The sequence below is a fragment of the Sphingomonas sp. QA11 genome (assembly GCF_028473665.1).
Lineage (GTDB): Bacteria > Pseudomonadota > Alphaproteobacteria > Sphingomonadales > Sphingomonadaceae > Sphingomonas > Sphingomonas phytovorans.
Genome location: NZ_CP098774.1, coordinates 1,394,792 through 1,415,831 on the forward strand (window position 1 = coordinate 1,394,792; position 21,040 = coordinate 1,415,831).

Here is a 21,040-nt window from a genome sequence, read left to right on the forward strand (position 1 = left end):
TGATGGTCACCGCCTGCGCAGCGGGCCCGCGCGATCTCGACCCCAAGGTTACCTTGCCTCCGCTGCAACCGCAGCAACGCTTCGCGCCGCAAGCGGGCCCGGAACAGGTGACCGCGGATACCGTGGTCGCAGCTGACTGGTGGCGTGCCTTCGGGTCGCCGGAGCTCATGGCGCTGGTGGATGAGGCACTGGCGCACGCAACGGATATTGCCGTCGCCGATGCCGCCCTGCGCCAGGCGCGGGAGCAGGCCGGCGCGGCCGCCGGTGCGGCTCTGCCGGAGGTCGATGCGAGCTACCAGGCGCAGCGAACACGTGTCTCGAACGCGCTTGCGCCTGCGGTCACCGATTCATCGCAATATCTCTACACGCTGCACACCGCGCAGGTGACGGTCAGCTACGGACTCGACCTGTTCGGTGGGACACGTGCCCATATCCGCTCGGCGCGCGCCGCTGCCGAGGTGCAGCGCCATCGGCTCGAGGCGGCCCGTGCCGCGGTGGTCGCCAACCTCGTGCAGGCAGTGATCCAGCGCGCTTCGTTGGCCGACCAGGTTGCGGCGGGCGAGACAAGCGTGTCGGTCAATCGCGATATCCTGCGGAACCTGCTTCAACGCCAGCGGCTCGGCGCGGTCGGCGCGGCCGATATCGCCACGCAGCAGACAGCGCTGGCGACCGCCGAGGCCGCGCTTCCGGCGCTGGTTCGGGCGGAGGCGCACCAGCGCGTCGTGATCGGTACCTTGCTCGGCCGCGCGGCGGGCGTCGAGCTGCCGCCTTTGCCGAACCTCGGTGCCCTTGCCCTGCCGCACGACCTGCCGCTGGCGCTGCCGTCCGATCTTGTTGCGCGCCGGCCCGATATCCGGGCAGCGCGCGCACAACTGGAAGGGGCGGGCGCCGATGTCGGCTTGGCGATTGCGGCCCGGCTGCCCAATATCCAGCTCAGCGCGAGCGCCGGGGGCGCCGCGCAGCATCTGTTCGACCTGTTCCAGGGCGGCAATCCATTCTGGTCGCTGGTCGGCGGTGTCACCCAGCCGATATTCCATGCGGGCGCGCTGCGTCACCAACAGCATGCGGCCGAAGCCGCGCTGGACGGTGCCAAGGCGCAATATCGCGCGGCGGTCCTGCAAGCCTTTGGCGACGTCGCCGACGCGCTCACGGGCCTGCGTACCGACGCGGATGCGCTCGATGCCGCCGCGCGGGCGAGCGACGCATCGGGGCGTGCGCTGGGGTTCATTCGACGCCAGCTAGAGTTGGGGGATGTCGGCACGCTCGCCTTGCTCAACGCCACCGCCGCCGATGCGCAGGCGCGGGGTCAGCTCATTCAGGCCCGTGCAGCACGCCTGACGGACACCGTCGCGATGTTTCAGGCTGCGGGCGGCGGTGTCGTGGAGAATTGAATCATGGCGGGCGTGATCGGGGCGACCAGCGGCAAGTTCATTCTGGTTGGGGCGGCATTGCTGCTGCACGGACGAGTCGATGAAAAGACGGTTAGCGTTTCGATTGCGCCGGGCATTGCCACCTCGGCCATGACTCCCGAGCTGGCGGAGCATGTGAAGATGCGGGGTGGCGGTCCCGACGTAGCAATTCATCTCCGTGCCGAGTCATTTCGCGCAAGGGTCGCGGCGGTCGAAACAGAGCCCGGCCCGGATGCGGCATTGCGGATCGGGCAGGACCTGCTCGACGAGAACCCGATCGAGATCGACTTCGCCCATCATGTGCTGCAACCGCTTTCGGCAAGCGAAGCGCGCCGGCTGGAACGTCGTTCCCAGCCGATCGTGATCAGGCACGAACCTGACGGGACGCTGTCGGTGAACATTGCGGCGGATGGTGGCGCGCCGCTGAGCGCGCGCCTCGATCTCTCCAGTGTCGGGGGCGTCACCGCTCCCGGTTTCGGGCCCGCGAACGCAGTGAAGGTCGGGGGCGTCGAGGTCCCCAAAACAGAAGTGACGGACGGACCTCGGCCGACGGTTGGACTCTACGCCTTCAGGCACGCCCGGGTGATCTTCGATCTGGGGCACGACCGCATCTGGGTTACCCGCTCGGGATAGCGAGTGGAGCGCCTGAAGCCGGCGGCCGTGCCGCAGGCTGCGGCCGAGCTATGATTTCCACGAGCGGGGCGGAGGTCAGCGGGGCTTGCGGAAGCGCAGGACGAACTGATCGGTCTTTCCGCGAATGGCGGGATCGAAAACCGCGGCGGTTCGGGGATCGGCGGCGTTGCGCAAGGCCGAGGACTCGCCGTCGAGCACGAACCCGGCCGCCTCTACCTCGCTTTTAACCAATGTCTCGTCGATCCGGTGCACTTTGGCCATGCCTGCATCGTCGAGTCCCGGCGTTCCGGCATGATCGACGATGACATAGAGGCCACCTGGCTTGAGGGCGGCAAATATCACCTTGTTGAGCGCGGCCGTGCCCTGTGCGCCTGCCCAATTATGGACGTCATGATAATTCTGGGAGGTCCAGACCAGGTCGACCTTGCCGGGCACGCCCAGCGTATCGGCATTGGCGACGCCGTCATGGACGTTACTGCGTCCAGGCTCTCCGGAAACCGACGGCGGAAGCGGCTTGCCCTTTAGCCGGTCGATCAGGATCTGGTCCCATACGGCATATACCGCTCCCTTGGGACCGACGGCATCGCTGAACAGCCGGGTGAAATACCCTTTGCCGGGAAGGTAATCGACCACGGTCTGACCGCGCTTGACCTTGGCGAACTGCATCATGATCGTCGGCTTGCGGTCCGGGTCGCGCGCCTTATCGGCATCGGGGCGTGTGGCGGCCGTGCTGGCGACGGGAGTGGAGCCTTCGCGCTGCGCCAGGGCTGGATATGCGGTGACCGCAACGGCGCCGGCAAGGCAGACGGTCCACAGCATGCGGCTGTGGCCAGAAACAAGGCGGTTCATCAGAATCGATCCTTTCGTGGTGAAGCGGGTAGGGTGGTTAGAGTCCCGGCGATCCAGGCATCGATGCGCGTCTCAAGCACGTCCAGCGGCAGTGCCCCGTCGCCGATGATCCGGTCGTGAAAGTCCCTGATGTCGAACCGGTTGCCAAGCCGGGACCTGGCGCGCTCGCGCAGTTCGAGGATCTCGAGCTCGCCGATTTTGTAGGACAGCGCCTGAGCAGGGATCGAGATGAAGCGATCGACTTCCGCCTGAATCTGGGTTTCGTCCTCGCCGGAATGGGCGTGGAAGAAATCCACCATCTGCTGGCGCGTCCAACGCTTGAAGTGAACCCCGGTATCGATCGCGAGCCGGTCGGCGCGAAGCAGTTCGCTGGACAGTCGACCATAGTCGGACAGCGGATCCTTGTAGAATCCGACCTCCTTGCCCACCAGCTCGGCGTAGAGCGCCCAACCCTCGATATAGGCGGTATAGTCAGCCTGTTGCCGAAAGGGCGGCAAACCGGGCAGCAACTGGGCGATCGAAAATTGCAGGTGATGCCCCGGAACGCCTTCGTGATACGCGGCCGATTCAAGCAACAGCGTTGAGCGAGTCTCGAAATTGGCGGTGTTGACGTAAACCCTGCCGGGCTGCGATCCGTCCGGCGTCCCTTGATGATAGTCGGCGATCGGCGCGGCGGATTCGAGGAAGGTGGGAACTGGCACGACAACCAGATCGGTCCTGGGCAAGGTTCCGAACAATTTGGGGAGCATGGGCTTCATCTGCGCGATGAAGCTGCGATACCGATTCAACATATCCTCGCGTGAGGAGGCATGAAGGCTGGGATCGGTCTTCAACGCCGCGCGGAAGCTTGTCAGATCCGAAAAACCTTGCCCCTTGGCGATCAGGGTCATTTCCGCCTCGATCCGGCTAACCTCGGCCAGCCCGACCTTGTGCATATGTTCCGGGGATTGTGTGGTCGTCGTTTGCTGCTCGGCCAGATACCGATAGATCGCATCGCCGTTCGGCAGGCTCCACAGACCGGGTTCGGCGCGACCGTGGGGCGCGTAGTCGTTCGCCAGAAAGCGGTTGAAACGTCGATAGGCGGGCCTGACCACCTCCTCGATGGTGGTCACCATCTCGGTGCTGATGCGATCTCGCGCTGCCGACGGTATGCCTGCCGGAAAGCGGGTCAGTGGTTGGGCGAAGATGCTGTCCGTGCCGGATGGCGCGACCAGGCCGTCGATCCGTGCGACCAGTTTTTTCAGCAGGTAGGCCGGCGGTATCAGCTTGTCGCGCTGGCCCTGTCGCGCCACCTCGACCGTTTGATCCAGAACCGTGGGGATGCGCTTCAGGCGCGTGATATAGTCGTCATAGTCCCTGACGGTGTCGAACGGGAAATCGGCCGCATAAGTAGGGAGCGCCAGGGGCGTCGAACTGCGCCACTGGTAGATCGGCATCTCATAGAGCTTGAGATCGAATCCTTTCAGCGTTGTCCGCAACTGGCGGACCATCAGGAGATGGGAGAGCTTGTCCTCGCTGGAGAAGCCGGTGGTATCCACCGCGGCAAATCGCTTGAGGAACGCCGCCGTCGCGCCGCGTTCCGACCGGGCATGCGCCAGCGAGGCGTCGGTCCATCGATCATTGTAGCGGCGATCGCCCAATAGCGTAGCGGCTTCGGGATTCGCCTGGAGCTGATGCTCCCACTGCTCGGACAGCAGTTTGTGGAACGCATCGATACGCGCATCGGGCTGTGCGGCCGTCGCCCCACTGAGCGATATGGCCGCAGATCCCAGCGCAGCGACGATGCGCAGGGACCGTTTCACAAAAGGCCCCCGCCATCGACGTCGATCAGCGCCCCGGTGACGAAGCCGTTGGTCATGACGAACAGATAGGCCTGGGCCAGTTCCCGTGGCGCACCAATCCGCCTGACGGGCAGGGAGGCTGACACGCGCGCGATGGTAGCGGCGCGCGTTTCCGACCCGATTTCACCCCACAGGCTCGTGTCGACGACACCTGGGCTGATGACGTTGACTCGACGTGGCGCGAGTTCCTTGGCGAGATGACGGCCCGCGGCATCCACAGCTGCGTTGACCGTGCCCTTCACCAACGTCCCGACACCATATTTGCGCGACACCTGCCCCGACGTGAAGGTGATGGAGGCGGCCGGTCCCAGATACGGCAGCGCCGTGCGTACCGCCCTGACAGCACCGAACAACTTGGTCTCGAACGTATGTTGCAGCACCTCGTCGCCAAGTGATTTGAGAGGCGCCGACCCCATCCGGCTACCCACGGTATAGACCAGATGGTCCACCGCGCCGACTGTCTGCAATGCCGCGGCGAGCGCCACGCGGTCAGTGACATCGACGGCCTTTCCTTCGATGCCGTCGGGGGCGCCGCCCGAGCGGCTGAACGCCACGACGTGAGCGCCCTCGACCTTTGCCAATTCGGCGACTGCGGCACCGATTCCGTCACTGCCGCCAAGCACGACGACGGTTTGATTTTTCAAAGTCCCGGTCATCAGGATCATTTCCCTGCGCGTATTGGATCTGCCCGCCAGGCGCTGGCACAATGCTCCCTTGCGAGAGCCGCTGCGCTGTCGGCGACGCTCGCCGAAAAACGGGTGTGGTGATCGATCCAGGCCAGATTGGTGGCCCCGTTTCTCACCGGACAGCGTCCGGGATGTGCCGCCAGACGGAATAGGCGGTCGTGCCATTGCCGGAAGCGCTGGCTGGAACGGCGTAGGTCAGTACGCCGTCCGTGAACGTATAATCGCGTACCTGAGTCTTCCCTTCCCAATTGGGAAAGGACGCTGCCTCGACCATGAAGACGAGCTGGTGCCTGGTGCGGTCGATCGCCACCGTGCCGAAATGCGTGCTCGAACCGAGCGCGGCTGCGCGATACTCCTCGGGCGTCCCCTTGGCCTTATCGCCGCTGGCGAAAACGGGTCGGCCGATCCTGAAGATCTGCAGATTATAGTGCCCGGACGAGTCGACCGTCAGCAAACCCTTCGGATGCTCGCCATAATTGGTGGTCCGGCTCCCGTCGGCATGAATCTCGTAAGCCGAGTCCATTACCCATCTGCCCTGAAGCGAAGCTAGGTCCTGGGCTTGAGTGGCGGTCGGCATCGCGAGGGTCGCGGCCAGAACGGCAGCGACGGCATAGGGCAACCTCATCTCATTCCTCCACTGAATGCGTAACCTGTCAATGAGGTTACCAATTGCTCCGAGATAAGAAACCTGTCAATGGGGTTACATGATGCAGGCCAAAAATCATGGACATCCGGCCGATGAGCGCGATGGCTTCCGGTTTCGTGGCGGACATAGTGCGATCGATTTGCCAGCGACGTTGCAGGCCCGACTGAAGCCAGCACCGCGAGAATTGCTGAAGGCGCCGGGGGATCTGGCGCGCTGGCTGGTGGCGGCTGGCCTGACCCCGACGGTCCCCGAAACAACCGAGGCGGATCTCGCGCTGGCGCACGCCTTGCGGGAGGCAATCTATGCCCTGGCCAACGCCCGGCTTTCGGAGGGGACGGATCCTTCCGCCGCGCGCGAAATCGTCAACGCGATCGCCGCCAATCCGCCGGCGATTCCCCATTTGTCGCCCGAAGGCACGATCGGAATGATCGGGCCGGCCAGCGCTCTGCTCGCGACGCTGGCGCGCGAGGCGATCTATTTGTTCGGAAGCGAGATGGCCGGTAGCATCCGGCAATGTCAGTCGCCGACCTGCACCCTGTTCTTTGTCGATACGTCGCGATCGGGCGACCGGCGCTGGTGCTCGATGTCGGGGTGCGGGAACAAGGCCAAGGTCGCCGAATTCCGCAGCCGCAAACGCAAGGCGCGGACTGACGCGTGAGCGCTGGGCAGGGGCGATGAAGATGTTGGCGTCGCAACCCCGATATGGGGGAGATGGGGGTGTCGTTGGTCGAGCCAGTCGTCCGGCGAGACGTTACGACCCGTATTGGGCGCTTCTCCAGGCCAGCAGCGCAACCATCTCGGCGACGAGTTGCCCAATACGGCCGCTCGCTTCCCAGGCGTAGAGTGCGACGGCCATCGGTTGCTCTTCACCCAAAGCGCGATGGATGCGGACGTCTCGCCCGTGGGTCGACAGACAGGGCAGAAGCGATATCCCCATGCCGGCCTCGACGGCCACGAGAACGCTCGACAGGCTGTTGCCGGTGAATCCGATGTACCAGCGTCGCTTTTCGCGTTCGATCCGTTCGAACATCTCTTCGCGATAGAGGGCGCCCGGCGGAAACGTCACCAGGGGGATCGGATCGGGCCAGTCGCGGGTGGCCGAGGCACTTTCGAACCACGCCATCGGCTCCACGAAGAATGCTCGGCAGTCGCTGTTCGCCAAGGGCTCCTTGACGACGATCACGTCGAACTCGCCATTTCGATACCGGCGCGAGAGATCACGGCTGAGCCCAGTCGTCACGTCCAGCCGGATCGCCCGATCCATCTCGGAAAAAGCCGCGAACACGCCGGCCATCGCCGGGGTCAGGATGTCTTCGGCGACGCCGATACCCACCGCATGCGAGCCGGCGGGGTCGGCGAGCAGGTGGGCCGCCTCCGCTTGCAGTGCAAGAATACGCCGTGCATGGCCAAGCAGCCGTTCGCCCGCCGGCGTCGGCACGACGGGCCGAGCGCTCCGGTCGATCAATAGCTGGCCCACCGCTTCCTCGAGTCGCGCCAGTTGCTGGCTGATCGTCGATTGAGTCATGTTCAGCGCGGTCGCGGCACTGGTGAAGCCGCCGTGCTCGGCAATGGCGACGAAGGCCTGAAGAAGACGAGGGTCCAGCATGACGACATTCACATAGTGGATGATGTGCATCAAAACATCTAATTTGCGCATGAGTGCCTGTCGGCGATAAGTCTTGCGCGATCAAAGAAGGGTGGCGCAGGTGAAGATTGCTCGCATCATGTTGTCGGCGGCCATGCTGCTCCAGCCGTTCCAGGCCGGGGCGCGGGAACAGGCCGATGTCCTGATCCGGCATGCCACGGTGATCGACGTCGAACATGCCCGCACTATCCCCGATCAGGCGATCGCGACCCGCGGCGAGAAGATCGTCGCGGTCGGCGACGACGCGGAGGTAGCGAAGGCGTGGGGGGCAGGGCGTGAGGTCGACGGGAAGGGCCGCTTCCTGATCCCCGGCCTGTGGGACATGCACATGCATTTCGGTGGCGGTCCGGACCTGGCCGAGGAGAATAAGGCGCTGCTGCCGCTCTACGTCGCCTATGGCATCACCACTATCCGCGATTGCGCGGGCGACATGCCCTATGATGTGCTTGGCTGGCGGCAGGAGATCGCTGACGGCAAGCTGTTTGGTCCGCGACTGCTCACCTCCGGGCCGAAGATCGAGGGGATCAAGCCCGTCTGGAAGGGCACATTGGAAACCGGTTCCGAAGCCGATGTCGACGCTGCGGTGGCGAAGCTGGCCGGGCTTAAGGTCGATTTCGTCAAGATCACTGACAGCACGCTGAAGCCGGAACTGTTCCTCTACGCGGTCGGCAAGGTGCGTGCGGCGGGATTGCGCGCTTCGGGCCATATTCCGATGGCGCTCACGGTAGGGCAGGCGGTCGATGCCGGGATCAGCTCGATCGAGCATCTGAGCTACGCCTATAAAGCGGGCGTGAAGGACGAGGCGCGGATCGCGGCCGATTTCGGCGCCGGCCGCATCGATCGCGCGCAGGCACAGGCCGAGCTTGCCGCCGGCTTCGACCCGGCGACCGCGATGGCTTCCTATGCCAGGCTGCGCGACCGCGGCGTGTTCGTAACGCCGACGCTCAATATCGAACGAACGCTTGCCTATCTCGACAGCGACGATCATTCCAAGGATGCTTTCCTTGGCCTTATCGGGCCGGGAATCCGCAAGACCTATCAATGGCGCATCGACCGCAGCGCGAAGGCGACGCCGGGGGAGATCGAGGCGCGGCACCAGCAATATCAGAAGACGGCGGCAGTGATGCCGATGCTGGAGAAGGCGGGTGTGACGATCATGGCCGGCACCGACGCGGGCTTCCTCAATTCGTTCGATTATCCTGGGCTGGCGCTCCATCAGGAACTGGCACTCTATGTGAAGAACGGGCTGAGCCCTGCCGGGGCGCTTGCCGCCGCGACACGGGCGGGGCCGAAATGGTTCGGCGTGCTCGATCGTTACGGCTCGGTGGAAAAGGGCAAACAGGCCGATCTGCTGCTGCTCGATCGCAACCCGCTTGAGGACATCAGCGCGACGCAGAGCATCGACACCGTGATCCTGCGCGGCGCGGTGCAGGATCGCACGGCGCTCGACCGGCTGCTGGCGGAGGCCAGGGCGAAGGTCGCGCGCTGGGACGCGGAAATGGCCAAGTGACGACGGGCGACGACGACCGGTTCTTGCGCGCTGCGATTGATCTGGCGCGGGAAAACGTCGCATGTGGCGGCCAGCCGTTCGGCGCGGTGGTAGTGAAGGACGGCGCAATCATCGCGACCGGCGTCAACGAGATCATCGCCACCCACGACCCCACCGCTCATGCCGAATTGGGCGCGATCCGGGCTGCGAGCCGGAAGCTCGGTTCGGCCGACCTTTCGGGGTGCACGGTCTATGCCAGTGGCCATCCATGCCCGATGTGCATGGCGGCGATGCGGATGGCCGGGGTGGCCGGAGTGTCCTTCGCCTATACCAATGAGGAAGCCGAGCCGTTCGGCCTCTCGACCGCCGCGATCTATGCCGATCTCGCACGGCCATTCGACGCTCAGTCGATGATCATTCGCCACCTGCCGATGGACGGTGCGGCAGAGCCTGGGGTCTATGCAGACTGGTGGCGCACCCGGCACTGATCCGATGCGAGGGTTGGAGCAATTGTCTTGCCGACGAGATGCCCAGCGTCACGTGCCAGCCGGAATTGATCGGGCGATGCAGCCATCGCCCATCAGCGAGATGATCGGAGATCGCCGTTGTCTGGCTCTCGGGCAGGCGGCTTGTGCGGCGGACACCCCGGTCCGCCGATGGTTGTTGCCCAAGGGTGCAGCCGTCGATCCTAGAAGCGGCCATTCCACTATGACCTTCGAGTCAGACAGGAGTGGGTCGAGGGTAGGCGCTTCACCCTCGACCCGTTGTTTCCCGGGAAATGTTGTTCGGATCAGTTCCGGATGAAGTCGAGAAGGTCCCGATTGATGATATCGGCATGCGTGGTCGGCATGCCATGCGGTAATCCGGGATAGGAGATGAGGCGGCCATCCCTGACAAGCTTCACCGAGCGCGCGCCCGTGATCGTGAAGGGACAGATCTGATCGTCTTCACCGTGCATTACCAGGACAGGGCATTCGATCACGGCGAGATCGTCATAGAACTCGGTCTCCGACAACACCCTGACGCATTCCCATTGGGCGATCGCTGCACCCATCATGCCCTGGCGCCACCAATTGTCCCGGATGCCCTGCGACACCGTCGCGCCCTCGCGGTTGAAGCCGTAAAATGGGATCGTGATGTCCTGATAGAATTGCGACCGGTGGTTGGCGGTGCCGTCGCGAAGGCCGTCCACCACATCTTTGGGCACGCCATCGGGATTGCGTTCGGTCTGCATGAAGGCCGGCGGGATCGCGCTGATCAGCACGGCTTTCGCGACGCGGCCTTTGCCATATTTCGTGACATAGCGAGTGACTTCGCCGCCACCGGTCGAGTGACCGATGTGAACGGCGTTGGTCAGGCCGAGCTTCTCGACCACGGCGAAAGCGTCGGCGGCATAGGTGTCCATATCGTGGCCTTCTGCGGTCTGGCTCGACCGGCCATGGCCGCGGCGATCATGGGCAATGACGCGATACCCCTTGGCGAGGAAGAACATCATCTGGCTGTCCCAATCGTCCGCGCTCAGCGGCCAGCCGTGGTGAAAGAACAGTGGCTGCGCGTCCTTGGGACCCCAGTCCTTGTAGAAGATCTCGGTGCCGTCTGCGGTGGTGACCTTTGCCATCGTCCTAGCCTCTCGTTTGACCGGGAGGAGCTGCTTCCATCCCGCAATTGAATAGCTACGGCGGATGCGGCAGCATCGGGATCGGCGGTTCCGACAAAAACGGAGCCAAAACTGACAATCGGGTGATCGTGCGATGACCGTCAAAGACCACGCTGCCGACGTTCAGCCGCGAGGGACGCACCCGGAGATCGAGGTTGGCATCCTGCTTTATCGCGGCTGCCAGTCGGCGATGGTCCATGGCATGACCGATATGCTGGTTACAGCCGGCGACTTTTCCCTGTCGCGCGGTGGGCAGGCGTTGCGGTTGAGCCATTGGTCGCCCGACGAAGCTGGCGAGTTCGATCGTAGCCACGACACTCATCCAGGCGTTGACGGCTTCCCCGACATCATCGTCGTACCGGGGCGACTATCTGGCCCAGTAACCACAGAGGAAGCCGTGCCGTTCGCGCGCTGGCTAACGGCGCAGCACGCGCGTGGGGCGGTTCTGGCGTCCAGTTGCGGTGGCGCTTTCCTGCTGGCTGAGACCGGACTTCTCTCCGGGCGATCCGCGACCACCCACTGGATGTTCGCTGACCTTTTGCAGACCCGCTTTCCCGACCTCAAGGTCGAGCCAGGGAAGATTGTGATCGACGATGGCGACATCATCACGGCCGGCGGATTGATGGCCTGGACCGATCTTGGCATGCGCCTGATCGACCGCCTTCTCGGTCCGAGCATCATGGTCGAAACCAGCCGCTTCTTCCTGGTCGATGCGAGCGGGCGCGAGCAGCGCCACTTCGGCAGCTTCGCCCCTCGGCTGACGCATGGTGACGAGGCGATCCTGAAGGTCCAGCACTGGCTGCAAGCCAAAGGCGCGCGCGCGGTCAATGTGGCTGACATGGCGCGAGAGGCGGGACTGGAGGAGCGCACCTTCCTGCGACGGTTCAAGGCAGCCACCGGCACCAAACCTACGGAATATGCCCAGTGCGTACGGATGGAAAAGGCGCGCGAGTTGCTCCAGTTCACGAAGCGTCCGATCGACCAGGTCTCATGGTCGGTCGGGTATGAGGATACCACGGCCTTCCGCCGGGTCTTCAACCGGGTGGTTGGATTGGCGCCGGGGGACTATCGGCGACGGTTCGGAGCCGATCAGACAGCTTCCGCGGCCGCGTGACGTCGGCCCGCTAGCCGTGGCCCGGGAGGGGGCATGCCGAGCGGTCTATTTCATGCGCGATCCGATATGGCGCTATGGCTGACACGACGGAAAGCGCTGGAAATGGATGAGATATGCCCGATCCACCGCGCGCGCCGATCACCAAGAAATCGCTCTTTACAAAAACCGAATGATCGTCATCAGTTCGAGCTTGGCGTTCGCGGGGTTTGGTCGATGCGCGTTTGGGCGTTATCGTTTTACACACTTTTCTGCGCATCGCCGGTCTTCGCGCAAGTTCCGGAACCGCTGGCATTGGACTATCGGTCCGCGCAGGACAGGCTCCTCCAGCGCTCCGATGCGATCGAGGCCTCCGCTGCAAATCTGCGTGGTAAAGAAGCGCAGGAAGGCGCAACGCGCACGCTCGGTCGGCCCGATGTGGATGTCGAGGCGCAACTGCTTGAGTATCAGAAGACCCTTTATCTCCCCCTGGGGTCATTGGCGCCGGTCGCTGAATCCTTCGGGATCCGCGATCCGCTGAAGTTCCAGCAGGAGCGGACATCGACGCGGCCGATCGTCACCGCCACCTTGCCGCTCTATGCTGGCGGACAGATTTCCGGGACTCAGGCCGGCGCGCGTGCTCAGGTCGCGCAGGCTAGGGCGGATCGGGATATCGCGGTGGACAATGCGGTCGTCCAGCTCGTGCAGGCCTATTACGGCCAGCAACTGGCGGAGCGCGCGTTGGGCGTCCGCCGCGACGTGCTCGACGGGCTCAACCGCCACGTCGCCGACGCGACGAAGCTGGAGCAGGCGCGCTTCATCAGCCGGGCGCAGCGCCTTCAGGCTGAGGTGGCGCGAGACGATGCGGCGCGTGAATATGAGAAGGCGATCTCAGACCTCGGCACCGCCAATGCGGCGCTGGCCGGAATGCTGCGCGTGCCGGCCGGCGTGCATCCGGTCAGCCCGCTCGGCGTCAACTCGCGCCCGCTGGAACCGCTCGACACATTCAAGGCGGCGGCGCTCGACGCTCATCCGCAGCTCGCGCGGTTGAAGGCGCTGGAGGATCAGGCGCAGGCCGGGGTGACGATCCAGCAATCGAAGCTGCGACCCACGATCTATGGCTTCGGCCAGTATAATTTCGACCGGCGCAACTCGCTGCTGACCGATCCCGACTGGTCGGCCGGCATCGGCCTCAAATACAAGCTGATGTCCGGCGCTGGCCGGCGGCAACAGGTTGACGCAGCCCGCGAGACGGTGGCGCAGGCGGAGGCCGGGCTGCGCGAGGCACGCACTCAGCTCGAGATTGGCGTGACCAAGGCATGGGGGGAGACGGAGGCGGCGCGCAGGCGCTTTCTCCTGCTCGACAGCGCGCTTGTCTCGGCGGAGGAGAATCTGCGGCTCCAGACGCTTTCCTATCGCGAGCAGCAGGCCACCTCGCTCGACGTGGTCGACGCGCAACTGGGCTTCGGCCGCGCCCGCATACAGCGCGCGCAGGCGGCCAATGATTATGTCCAGGCGCTCGCGCAACTGCTCAGCATGAGCGGCCAGATGTCCCGGATGCCCGATTATCTCGCCCGCGCGGACAAGGTGATCCCATGACTGATACCGCGATCGATGACGAAACCCCCGGCCTCGCCAGGCGGCGGCGCCCGATCGCGCTGATCGCTGCGCTGGTCGTCGCGGCGTTGCTCGCGCTCGGCCTGTGGCTCGCCTATCGCCCCGCGCCCGACCAGATCCAGGGCATGGTTGACGCCCGCGAGTTGCGCATCACCAGCAAGGTGACGGGTCGCATCGCAGCCTTCCATGTCGAGGAAGGGCAGGCGGTGAACGCAGGACAATTGCTTTACACGCTCGACAGTCCGGAGGTTGTGGCCAAGTCGGAACAGGCGGGTGGTGTGCTGGCCGCGGCGCAGGCGGTGGAGAGCAAGGCGGACGAGGGCGCGCGGCCTGAAGATATCCGCGCGGCGGAGGCGCAATGGCGCCGTGCGCAAGCCGCCGCCGATCTGGCGCAGACTACATCGGTACGCACCCAGCGGCTCTACCAGCAAGGGGTCATCGCCGGGCAGAAGGCCGACGAAGCCCGCACCAACGCTGTCGCTTCCGTTGAGCAGGCGAAGGCGGCGCGCGCGCAATATGATCTCGCGCTGGCCGGCGCGCGACGGCAGGACAAGGCGGCGGCGAGCGGGCAGGTACAGCAGGCGCGCGGCGCCGTTGCTGAGGTGAAGGCCGCCGCTGACGAGACGCGCGTCCTCGCTCCGGCGGACGGCGAAGTGGGCAAGAGACTCGCCCAGTCCGGCGAACTGGTGCCACAGGGCTTCCCGGTGTTCGTCCTCACCGATACCGCGCATCCGTGGGTGACGCTCAACGTGCGCGAGGACCAGCTCCACGGTCTCGTTCGCGGCAAGGAGATCGATGGCGCAATCCCCGCGCTCGGCAACCGGCGCGGACGCTTCCGCGTGGTCTACACAGCGCCGGCCGGCGATTTCGCGACATGGCGCGCGACTCGGCAATCGAGCGGGTTCGACATCAAGAGCTTCGAGGTGCGCGTCGTGCCGGTCGTGCCGGTCGAGGGGCTGCGGCCTGGCATGACCGTGCTGTTCGACTGGCCGGTATAATCGGCGTGGCAGGGGCCTTCGGCAGCTCATTAAGCCGGGAACTGCGTTTTCTCGCTACTCATTTCTGGGATCTGGCGCTGGTGACATGGGTGCCGCTGCTGCTGATGGCGGTGGTGGCGGTCCAGCTTTCTTCAGGGGTGATGCGCGGCCTGCCGATCGCGGTGGTCGATGAGGATGGCACCGCCGTCTCGCGCGAGTTGACGCGGCGGCTGGACGCCGCGCCAGGCCTTCGCGTGGCGGCGCGGCCGGCGGACATGCGTGCGGCCGAGGCATTGGTGCGATCGAACCGCGCTTATGCCGTGGTGCTGATCCCGGCGAATACCGAACGGGCGGTGCTGCGCGGTACGGCCGGCAGCGTCACCACCTTCTACAATGCCAGCTACTCCACCCCCTCGGGCGCGGCGCTGCGCGAGGTGGGCAATGTCGTGCAGGGCTATGCCGCGACGCTCGCCGCCACACAGACCGCCGCGACCGTCGGCCCGGGCAAGGTACGCCGCCCGCCGGTCGCCGCGCAAAGCGCCGTGCTGTTCAACCCGCAGGGCAGCTACGAACTGCAACTTGTTGCGTTGATCCATCCCGCGTTGCTCCATCTGATCTTCATGGTCGCGGTGGCCAGCGCGCTGGGCCGCGAACTGCGGGACGGCACGATCGGCGCATGGATCGGCGGCGATACGCCGGTACGGGCGACTGCCGCGGTCGCGGGAAAACTTGTGCCCTATATCGCGATCTTCACGGGTTGGGGGCTGCTGGCGATCGGCTATCTCGCCGTGCTGCGCGGCTGGCCGGTCGCGGGGAGCGTGGCGATGCTGCTCACCGGTTATGTCGCGATGTACCTGGCCTATATCGGCGTGACCCTGCTGATCGTCGGGCTGACGCTGACGATGAGCAAGGCGCTTTCGGTCGCGGGACTTTACGCCGGTGCCTCCTTCGCTTTCGCCGGCGCGATCTTCCCGGTCGAATCAGCGTCCGCCTTCGCGCGATTGTGGAGCGCGCTGCTGCCCTATTCGGCCTTCGCCAAGCTGCTGGCCGAACAATGGATCATGGGCGCGCCAGTCGGCCAGTCGCTGTGGCAGGTGTTGGCGATGCTCGCCTTCCTGCTGGTCGGCGGCGGCGTGGGTCTGCCGCGGTATCTGGCGGCTACGCGACGGCCGGAAACATGGGGCCGGCGATGATCGCCCGCGCCTTCCTCGCCACGTTCCGTGCGATCTTCGCCGATCAATCCGCGCTCATGCTGTTGATCGGATCGTGCATCCTCTATGCCTTCTTCTATCCGTCGGCCTATTCCGGCGAGGTGCCGGTCAGGATGCCGGTGGCGGTGGTCGACATGGACCATAGCGGCACCAGCCGCTCGCTGGAGAATCGCCTCGGCGCGGTGCAACAGGCGGAAATTGTCTCGCGCCCTCCTTCGCCTGCCGCGGCGCTGCGGCAGCTCCGGGAGCGACAGGTCAGCGCCATCGTGGTGATCCCGGAGGGGTTCGAGCGGCGCATCCTTTCGGGAGGTCAGGGCGTAGTCGCTCTCTATGGCAACGGCGCCTATCTCCTGCGCACCTCGACTGCGCTGGCCGGCGTCGGAGCGGCCCTCGGCGTGGTGGGACGCGAGGCGGCTGTCGATCAGGCCATGGCGCAGGGGCCGCCCGCGCCGGCCCCGCTTGCGATGATCCAGCGTCCGCTGTTCAACACCCGGGAAGGCTATGGCAGCACGATCTTCCCCGGCGTCGCTTTTCTGATCATCCAGCAAACCTTGCTCATCGGCCTCGCCATGCTCGCCGCAACGATGCGCGAGCAGCAAGGCACGCCCAGTCTCGATCCGCGCAGCCTGTTCGGCATCGCACTTGCCTTCTTCGTCATCGGCTGCGCGAACATCGCGTGGTTCACTGGCTTCGTCTTCTGGTTCCAGGACTATCCGCGCGCGCAGGCTGATCCAAGCGCACTGATCGTCTCCGCCACACTGTTCGTGGCGGCAACCGTGGCGGGGGCATTGGCGCTCGGCAGCTTTTTCCGCACGCGCGAGAGGCCGATCCAGCTCTGGATCGTCACGTCCGTCCCGATCTTCTTCCTCTCCGGCCTGTCATGGCCGATGGAAGCGACACCGCAGTGGCTGACGCTCGTTGCTCGCCTGCTGCCGACGACACCGGGCATTCGTCTGATGGTCGGCATCAACCAGATGGGTGCCACGCTGGACGAGCAGCGTGGCGAGTTGGTCAATCTCGCACTGCTGATACTTCTCTACGGCGGCATCTCTGTTCTACGGTACCGAAGGACGGCAGCGCCGCAGCTTTGAGGCCGTGAGTTTGATAACGGGAGCGTCTCCCACCGGGTGTAATACTGCCCTGGCGATATTGCTTTCCCTGCCGCTCAAAGCTTCCATCCCAGCTCGATGCCGACCTGCCGGGATCGTCCGACCGGCGCGTACCAGTTGCCATCGTTGCCGAAGGCGAGGTTACGGAAGGCGAGGCCGGTGGCGCGGCGGACATCAGTGAGATTGTCGACGAAGAGGCGCGCCGACCAATGATCCTTCTCGTAACCGGCTTGCAGGCCGATCGTCTGCGTTGCCGGCTGCACCGCCTGGCCCAGGCTCTCGAGCGACTCCTTGCCGGTCAGTGACAGTTCGGCGCGCGCGAAGAGGCCGTTCCGGGTCTGGTAGCGCGCGGCGAGATAGCCGTCATAGGCTGGCACCAGCTTGACCCGCCGTCCGCGGACGTTGGTCGTCGCATCCACCTGGAGATTACGATAGCGCGCATCGGTATAGCCCATATTGGCGGTCAGCGTCAGGCCGCGCACCGGCTCGGCGGAGGCCTCGAGCTCGAAGCCCTTGCTCTCGATCGACGCGTTCGAGCCGATATAGTCGGACGAGATGATCCGCCCGGACGGATCGGTCGCGACCTGGATTTCCTGCCAGTTGCTGGCACGGATGAGGAAGGCCGCACCGGCCAGCCTTATGCGGCCATCGGCGGAGCGCCATTTGAAGCCGCCTTCGTGGCTCCACATCGTCTCCGACCGGAATCGCAGCACGTCGTCGGGCAGGCTGGCCTGAGCCGCGGTCAGGTTGAAGCCGCCTGGAATATAGCCTTTCGCGCTGCTGACGTAGAGACTGAGCTGGGGCGACGCCTTGTAGCGGATCGAGAAGCGCGGCAGCACCGCGTGGAAATTCCCGGCAAGCGAGGCGTTGCGATAGAGGAACAGGTTGCCGCCGCCGAGATCGATCTGCCCGGCATTCTGCTGTGCTGCCCGATGCGCGGAATCGTAGCGGATGCCGGTGCCCAGGGTCAGCTTGGGCAGGAAGACCGGCGACCAGTTGGCCGAGGCGAACACGCCCCAGTCGCGCGAATGGGCGAACTGGAAGGGCGCGGGCTTGTAGGAATCGATCGTGCCCGGCCCGACGAACGTGGTCTGGAAACGGTCGGAATCCTCCCGATAGTGAGTGATGCCGATGATATAGTTGAATGGCTTGCCGGCCGGTGATGCGAAGCGCACCTCTGCATTCCAGAAATTCCGGTTCTTGTAGTCCTGGCCGGCGGCGGTGGGCAGGGCGGTGAAGTCGAAATCGAGGCCCTTCGCATTGCTGCGATATTGGCGGTAGGACAGCGCCACGTCGATCTTGCCATAACCGGTATCGTAGCTGGCGCTGAGCCCGCTCACGATTTCGCGCTGCGCGGTGCGTTTGGGCGCGTCGTTGATATAGCTGTACCGGCCGATCCGCCGTCCGCCATTATACGCATCGCCATAGGTGCGATTGTAGAGATCGACATCGAGCGGCACATATTCCTGATCAAAGATGCCGGGCGCGAGCTTGGACAGGATATAGGCGGTGCCATTGACGGTCAGCCGGTCGGTCGGCCGCCAGCGCAGCCGGCCCTGCAGGAACAGCTCGCGCAGGCTGCCCCGGGGTTGGCCGGGCTGAAGATTGCGCAGGAAGCTGTCGGCCTGTCCCGCCTTGAAGGCGATGGAGCCGGCCAGCTGGTCGCCGGCCAGCGGTCCCCCCACGAACCCGTCCACTGTGCCGCCCATGCCATTCCCGAAGGCGATGCCGGTCGCACGTGCTTCCGCCACCAGATGGTCGGTAGGCGCGCGGGTGTTGATGACGATCAGGCCGGATTCACTGTTGGCGCCGTACAGCGTCGCCTGCGGGCCGCGCAGCACCTCTACTGATTCCACCTGGTTGAGCACCGCGTTCGACAGTTCGCGGAACGGGATGCCGTCGATATAGACCGCCGCGCGATTGACGATGAACGGATTGGATTCGATGCCGCGGATCGAGATGAAGGTGCTGCCAAGCTGCCCGCTTTCATTGAACTGCACATTGGGCACCACGGCGTCGAGTTGTCGCACGTCGCGGATGCGCGCCTCGTCCAGTGCCTTTCGGTCGAGCACCGTCACCGACATGTCGGCATCCTGAAGCCGGGTGTCACGGCGCGTGCCGGTGACGATGATGTCGCCGGGAGGACTGACGGCGGGCGTGCTGACATTCTGGGCGAAAGCAGGGCGAGCGAGCGTGCAAGCGATGAGAAGGGCGGAACTCGAATAAAGACGTTGGCGTTGCATGGTTCCCCGGACGGCGATTGTTGAGAATGATTCTTATGGTATAATGTCTCATGATTGATTCACCGCTCCGATCCGGGATAAATTGCTCCGATCCGGGATTTAAGGGCAGGATCGCGGCCGATCGCGCCGGGATCGAGGCCTATGCGGCGGCGGATGGGGATGTGCATCGCCTGTCGCATGCTCGGCTTAACCGTGTCCTTGCCTATGTCGATGCCCGGCTCGGCGACAAGCTGTCGGTCGTAGACCTGGCGGCTGTCGCCGGCATGGATCCCAGCGGGTTCACCAGAGCGTTACGCGCACGGACCGGGCTCGCGCCCTATGCGTGGCTGACCGGTCTGCGCATGACACGTGCGGCGCAACTCATTGCGTCGGGGATGCCGATCACGCAGGCGGCAAGCCATGTTGGTTATTGCAACGCCGGCAAATTTGCCGCGGCGTTTCGTCGTACGCTCGGCTATTTGCCGTCGGCCGCCGCGGCCTGATACGCCTCCTATCGTGCATGAGGATGGCATCGCGATGCAGGACTGAATCCCGAGGAAGTCGGTATGGTGCCGGTATAGGAATCGAACCCGTGACCTTCGGTTCACAAAACCGCTGCTCTACCAACAGTGCTAATCCGATAAACGTCCGACAGCCGCAGAAATCGGCGGATTTTTGACAGTATGGCCGCATAGTCACATACAAAGAGCGCGCCTGATCAGGGCGGCGCTCCAGCACGAAATGGCAAAACGTTGTTACTTTGCGCCAGTGCCGGGTTTCGTCGTTTTGGAAGCCTTGCCATCCTCGATGCGGCCCTCGTTACGAAGGTCTCGGCCCTCCTGGGCCTTCTTCTTGCTCTCCGGTGATTTGCCGTACTCGAAGGCTTCCTCCTTCACGAAACCCGCGGCCTCCTTGATCTTGCCTTCGACGCTCATGATACTCTCCTCAAATCTCAGAGTTGCCCGCCTGGGTCATCAACCCGGCGTATCGAGGGTCGTTCCCAGCGTCGTCCCTCACCCGTCGATCTATTTCTCAGTTGCGGAAGATATTGATCTTGTGTGCTTCGCGGCACTTGGCCAACCTGCTGCTTCATGAAGGCGCCCAAACCGCGACATTGGTTTCTGCTGGCGGTGCTGGCTGTCACCCTGCTTCCCGCCATCTGGTTCATCATGGCCTATGCCGGATTACCGCGGTTGTGGAGCCGCCATGAGCACAAGCTGATGGCGGACAGGCGCCAACTGGTTTCCTACACTTCACAAGATATTCCGGGCGATCCCATAAACCTGAGGATCAGGGGATCGAAATCCGAGATCAGCTGCGCTTTCTCTCAGGGAGGCTGGACAAATGCGGATGACGTCACGGTGGGTTCCGGTTTGAAGATCGCGGAAAGCGTCGCGTTCCATCGACCCTATCCGCAAGCGCCGGTCAGTCCGCTCTACGTCGCTGATCGGGAGGAAGACCTTGCGTTCGAGCGGGAGGAAGGCAAAAGCGCAGACAAGCGTCACCATGTCAGGCTGTGGCGCATCGGTGACGAAGACTGGCTGGCTGCGGCAAGCTTCGACCGGGGTGTCGGCCTCAGCCTGTTCACGCTGCAGATTACGCATCGCATCGGACCTGATGTTGATCGCGAACGCGACATGATCGGGGCCCTGCTCCTGAACAACGGCGGAAAGTTTCTGGGCACCATGGGATCGGGCGTTCGGGGCGGCGTGTGGCACCGCAACGGCGGTGGGAATCGCTATCGCACTGACGGGATCGTCAAGGTTTTCGCTGCCGGGCAAACCTGCAAGATATGACATCTGAGCGCGTGACCGGCAAAGGCTGCCCCCGGGTAGGGTAAGGGTTTAGGTCCGATCGACTCTGACGATGCGATAATCGGCCTTCGGCAGCGCGATTGCTTCCCGCTTGTCGCCAACAATGGACGGCTCCCGTCATCGCTCGAATGAGAATCAAGCGTTT

20 protein-coding genes are annotated in these 21,040 nt (G+C 64.4%); 12 read left to right on the forward strand and 8 right to left on the reverse strand.

Features of this window, described 5'->3' with window-relative positions; genetic code table 11:
- Positions 1–2: 2 nt before the first annotated feature.
- The gene (locus tag NDN01_RS06375; RefSeq protein WP_272628053.1) at positions 3–1,391 is read left to right on the forward strand and encodes an efflux transporter outer membrane subunit; all 1,389 of its coding nucleotides are present in this window, start codon (positions 3–5) and stop codon (positions 1,389–1,391) included.
- Positions 1,392–1,394: 3 nt separating this feature from the next.
- A complete protein-coding gene (locus NDN01_RS06380; protein ID WP_272626530.1) occupies positions 1,395–2,042 on the forward strand; it encodes a hypothetical protein in 648 nt (215 codons plus the stop codon).
- A 75-nt stretch (positions 2,043–2,117) separates the two neighbouring features.
- Here the strand turns inward: NDN01_RS06380 and NDN01_RS06385 are convergent, their stop codons facing one another.
- From NDN01_RS06385 to NDN01_RS06400, 4 genes are all read right to left on the reverse strand, one after another.
- On the reverse strand, positions 2,118–2,891 hold the full coding sequence (locus NDN01_RS06385; protein ID WP_272626531.1) for a class I SAM-dependent methyltransferase: 774 nt from the start codon (positions 2,889–2,891) through the stop codon (positions 2,118–2,120).
- On the reverse strand, positions 2,891–4,693 hold the full coding sequence (locus tag NDN01_RS06390) for a DUF885 domain-containing protein (protein ID WP_272626532.1): 1,803 nt from the start codon (positions 4,691–4,693) through the stop codon (positions 2,891–2,893). The genes NDN01_RS06385 and NDN01_RS06390 overlap by 1 nt, the downstream gene beginning before the upstream one ends.
- Positions 4,690–5,397 (reverse strand): SDR family oxidoreductase, encoded by a 708-nt coding sequence (locus NDN01_RS06395; RefSeq protein WP_272626533.1) that lies wholly within the window; start codon positions 5,395–5,397, stop codon positions 4,690–4,692. Before NDN01_RS06395 ends, NDN01_RS06390 begins: the two co-directional genes overlap by 4 nt.
- A gap of 133 nt (positions 5,398–5,530) precedes the next feature.
- Positions 5,531–6,043 carry a lipocalin-like domain-containing protein gene (locus NDN01_RS06400; RefSeq protein WP_272626534.1) on the reverse strand — a complete coding sequence of 171 codons (513 nt, stop codon included), beginning with the start codon at positions 6,041–6,043 and terminating at the stop codon, positions 5,531–5,533.
- A gap of 79 nt (positions 6,044–6,122) precedes the next feature.
- On the opposite strand from NDN01_RS06400, the gene NDN01_RS06405 reads away from it, so the two are divergent.
- Entirely contained in the window at positions 6,123–6,722 is a 600-nt protein-coding gene (locus NDN01_RS06405; protein ID WP_272626535.1) for a CGNR zinc finger domain-containing protein, read from the forward strand.
- Between the two features lie 93 nt (positions 6,723–6,815).
- Here the strand turns inward: NDN01_RS06405 and NDN01_RS06410 are convergent, their stop codons facing one another.
- Positions 6,816–7,721 (reverse strand): LysR family transcriptional regulator, encoded by a 906-nt coding sequence (locus NDN01_RS06410; RefSeq protein WP_272626536.1) that lies wholly within the window; start codon positions 7,719–7,721, stop codon positions 6,816–6,818.
- A 49-nt stretch (positions 7,722–7,770) separates the two neighbouring features.
- Between NDN01_RS06410 and NDN01_RS06415 the strand changes: the two genes are divergently transcribed.
- Both NDN01_RS06415 and NDN01_RS06420 read left to right on the forward strand, forming a co-directional pair.
- Entirely contained in the window at positions 7,771–9,219 is a 1,449-nt protein-coding gene (locus NDN01_RS06415; RefSeq protein ID WP_272626537.1) for an amidohydrolase family protein, read from the forward strand.
- Entirely contained in the window at positions 9,216–9,686 is a 471-nt protein-coding gene (locus tag NDN01_RS06420; RefSeq protein ID WP_272626538.1) for a nucleoside deaminase, read from the forward strand. Before NDN01_RS06415 ends, NDN01_RS06420 begins: the two co-directional genes overlap by 4 nt.
- A gap of 302 nt (positions 9,687–9,988) precedes the next feature.
- Here NDN01_RS06420 and NDN01_RS06425 read toward each other — a convergent pair whose 3' ends face one another.
- Entirely contained in the window at positions 9,989–10,816 is an 828-nt protein-coding gene (locus NDN01_RS06425; RefSeq protein ID WP_272626539.1) for an alpha/beta fold hydrolase, read from the reverse strand.
- Between the two features lie 133 nt (positions 10,817–10,949).
- On the opposite strand from NDN01_RS06425, the gene NDN01_RS06430 reads away from it, so the two are divergent.
- The 5 genes from NDN01_RS06430 (at position 10,950) to NDN01_RS06450 (ending at position 16,841) form a co-directional block, all read left to right on the forward strand.
- The gene (locus NDN01_RS06430; RefSeq protein ID WP_272626540.1) at positions 10,950–11,969 is read left to right on the forward strand and encodes a GlxA family transcriptional regulator; all 1,020 of its coding nucleotides are present in this window, start codon (positions 10,950–10,952) and stop codon (positions 11,967–11,969) included.
- Between the two features lie 291 nt (positions 11,970–12,260).
- Positions 12,261–13,544 carry a TolC family protein gene (locus NDN01_RS06435; RefSeq protein WP_272626541.1) on the forward strand — a complete coding sequence of 428 codons (1,284 nt, stop codon included), beginning with the start codon at positions 12,261–12,263 and terminating at the stop codon, positions 13,542–13,544.
- On the forward strand, positions 13,541–14,560 hold the full coding sequence (locus NDN01_RS06440; RefSeq protein ID WP_272626542.1) for an HlyD family secretion protein: 1,020 nt from the start codon (positions 13,541–13,543) through the stop codon (positions 14,558–14,560). The genes NDN01_RS06435 and NDN01_RS06440 overlap by 4 nt, the downstream gene beginning before the upstream one ends.
- 5 nt (positions 14,561–14,565) lie before the next feature.
- Positions 14,566–15,732 carry an ABC transporter permease gene (locus tag NDN01_RS06445; RefSeq protein ID WP_272626543.1) on the forward strand — a complete coding sequence of 389 codons (1,167 nt, stop codon included), beginning with the start codon at positions 14,566–14,568 and terminating at the stop codon, positions 15,730–15,732.
- The gene (locus NDN01_RS06450) at positions 15,729–16,841 is read left to right on the forward strand and encodes an ABC transporter permease (RefSeq protein ID WP_272626544.1); all 1,113 of its coding nucleotides are present in this window, start codon (positions 15,729–15,731) and stop codon (positions 16,839–16,841) included. Before NDN01_RS06445 ends, NDN01_RS06450 begins: the two co-directional genes overlap by 4 nt.
- A 74-nt stretch (positions 16,842–16,915) precedes the next feature.
- Here the strand turns inward: NDN01_RS06450 and NDN01_RS06455 are convergent, their stop codons facing one another.
- Positions 16,916–19,102: a TonB-dependent receptor gene (locus tag NDN01_RS06455; RefSeq protein WP_272626545.1), complete on the reverse strand. Its 2,187-nt coding sequence runs from the start codon at positions 19,100–19,102 to the stop codon at positions 16,916–16,918.
- A gap of 50 nt (positions 19,103–19,152) precedes the next feature.
- Here NDN01_RS06455 and NDN01_RS06460 point away from each other — a divergent pair, with 50 nt between their 5' ends.
- Positions 19,153–19,584, forward strand: coding sequence for a helix-turn-helix transcriptional regulator (locus NDN01_RS06460; RefSeq protein ID WP_272626546.1), 432 nt, complete (start codon positions 19,153–19,155; stop codon positions 19,582–19,584).
- Between the two features lie 252 nt (positions 19,585–19,836).
- On the opposite strand, the gene NDN01_RS06465 is transcribed toward NDN01_RS06460, so the two are convergent.
- The gene (locus tag NDN01_RS06465) at positions 19,837–20,016 is read right to left on the reverse strand and encodes a hypothetical protein (RefSeq protein ID WP_272626547.1); all 180 of its coding nucleotides are present in this window, start codon (positions 20,014–20,016) and stop codon (positions 19,837–19,839) included.
- A gap of 234 nt (positions 20,017–20,250) precedes the next feature.
- Here NDN01_RS06465 and NDN01_RS06470 point away from each other — a divergent pair, with 234 nt between their 5' ends.
- Positions 20,251–20,877 carry an LssY C-terminal domain-containing protein gene (locus NDN01_RS06470; protein ID WP_272626548.1) on the forward strand — a complete coding sequence of 209 codons (627 nt, stop codon included), beginning with the start codon at positions 20,251–20,253 and terminating at the stop codon, positions 20,875–20,877.
- The last annotated feature ends 163 nt before the right edge of the window (positions 20,878–21,040 follow it).

Coding starts and splice junctions, on each gene's coding strand:
- NDN01_RS06375 (WP_272628053.1), top strand. CDS start 3: ATGGTCACCGCCTGCGCAGCGGGCCCGCGCGATCTCGACCCCAAGGTT.
- NDN01_RS06380 (WP_272626530.1), top strand. CDS start 1,395: ATGGCGGGCGTGATCGGGGCGACCAGCGGCAAGTTCATTCTGGTTGGG.
- NDN01_RS06385 (WP_272626531.1), bottom strand. CDS start 2,891: ATGAACCGCCTTGTTTCTGGCCACAGCCGCATGCTGTGGACCGTCTGC.
- NDN01_RS06395 (WP_272626533.1), bottom strand. CDS start 5,397: ATGATCCTGATGACCGGGACTTTGAAAAATCAAACCGTCGTCGTGCTT.
- NDN01_RS06400 (WP_272626534.1), bottom strand. CDS start 6,043: ATGAGGTTGCCCTATGCCGTCGCTGCCGTTCTGGCCGCGACCCTCGCG.
- NDN01_RS06405 (WP_272626535.1), top strand. CDS start 6,123: ATGATGCAGGCCAAAAATCATGGACATCCGGCCGATGAGCGCGATGGC.
- NDN01_RS06410 (WP_272626536.1), bottom strand. CDS start 7,721: ATGCGCAAATTAGATGTTTTGATGCACATCATCCACTATGTGAATGTC.
- NDN01_RS06425 (WP_272626539.1), bottom strand. CDS start 10,816: ATGGCAAAGGTCACCACCGCAGACGGCACCGAGATCTTCTACAAGGAC.
- NDN01_RS06430 (WP_272626540.1), top strand. CDS start 10,950: ATGACCGTCAAAGACCACGCTGCCGACGTTCAGCCGCGAGGGACGCAC.
- NDN01_RS06440 (WP_272626542.1), top strand. CDS start 13,541: ATGACTGATACCGCGATCGATGACGAAACCCCCGGCCTCGCCAGGCGG.
- NDN01_RS06450 (WP_272626544.1), top strand. CDS start 15,729: ATGATCGCCCGCGCCTTCCTCGCCACGTTCCGTGCGATCTTCGCCGAT.
- NDN01_RS06455 (WP_272626545.1), bottom strand. CDS start 19,102: ATGCAACGCCAACGTCTTTATTCGAGTTCCGCCCTTCTCATCGCTTGC.
- NDN01_RS06460 (WP_272626546.1), top strand. CDS start 19,153: ATGATTGATTCACCGCTCCGATCCGGGATAAATTGCTCCGATCCGGGA.
- NDN01_RS06465 (WP_272626547.1), bottom strand. CDS start 20,016: ATGAGCGTCGAAGGCAAGATCAAGGAGGCCGCGGGTTTCGTGAAGGAG.
- NDN01_RS06470 (WP_272626548.1), top strand. CDS start 20,251: ATGGCCTATGCCGGATTACCGCGGTTGTGGAGCCGCCATGAGCACAAG.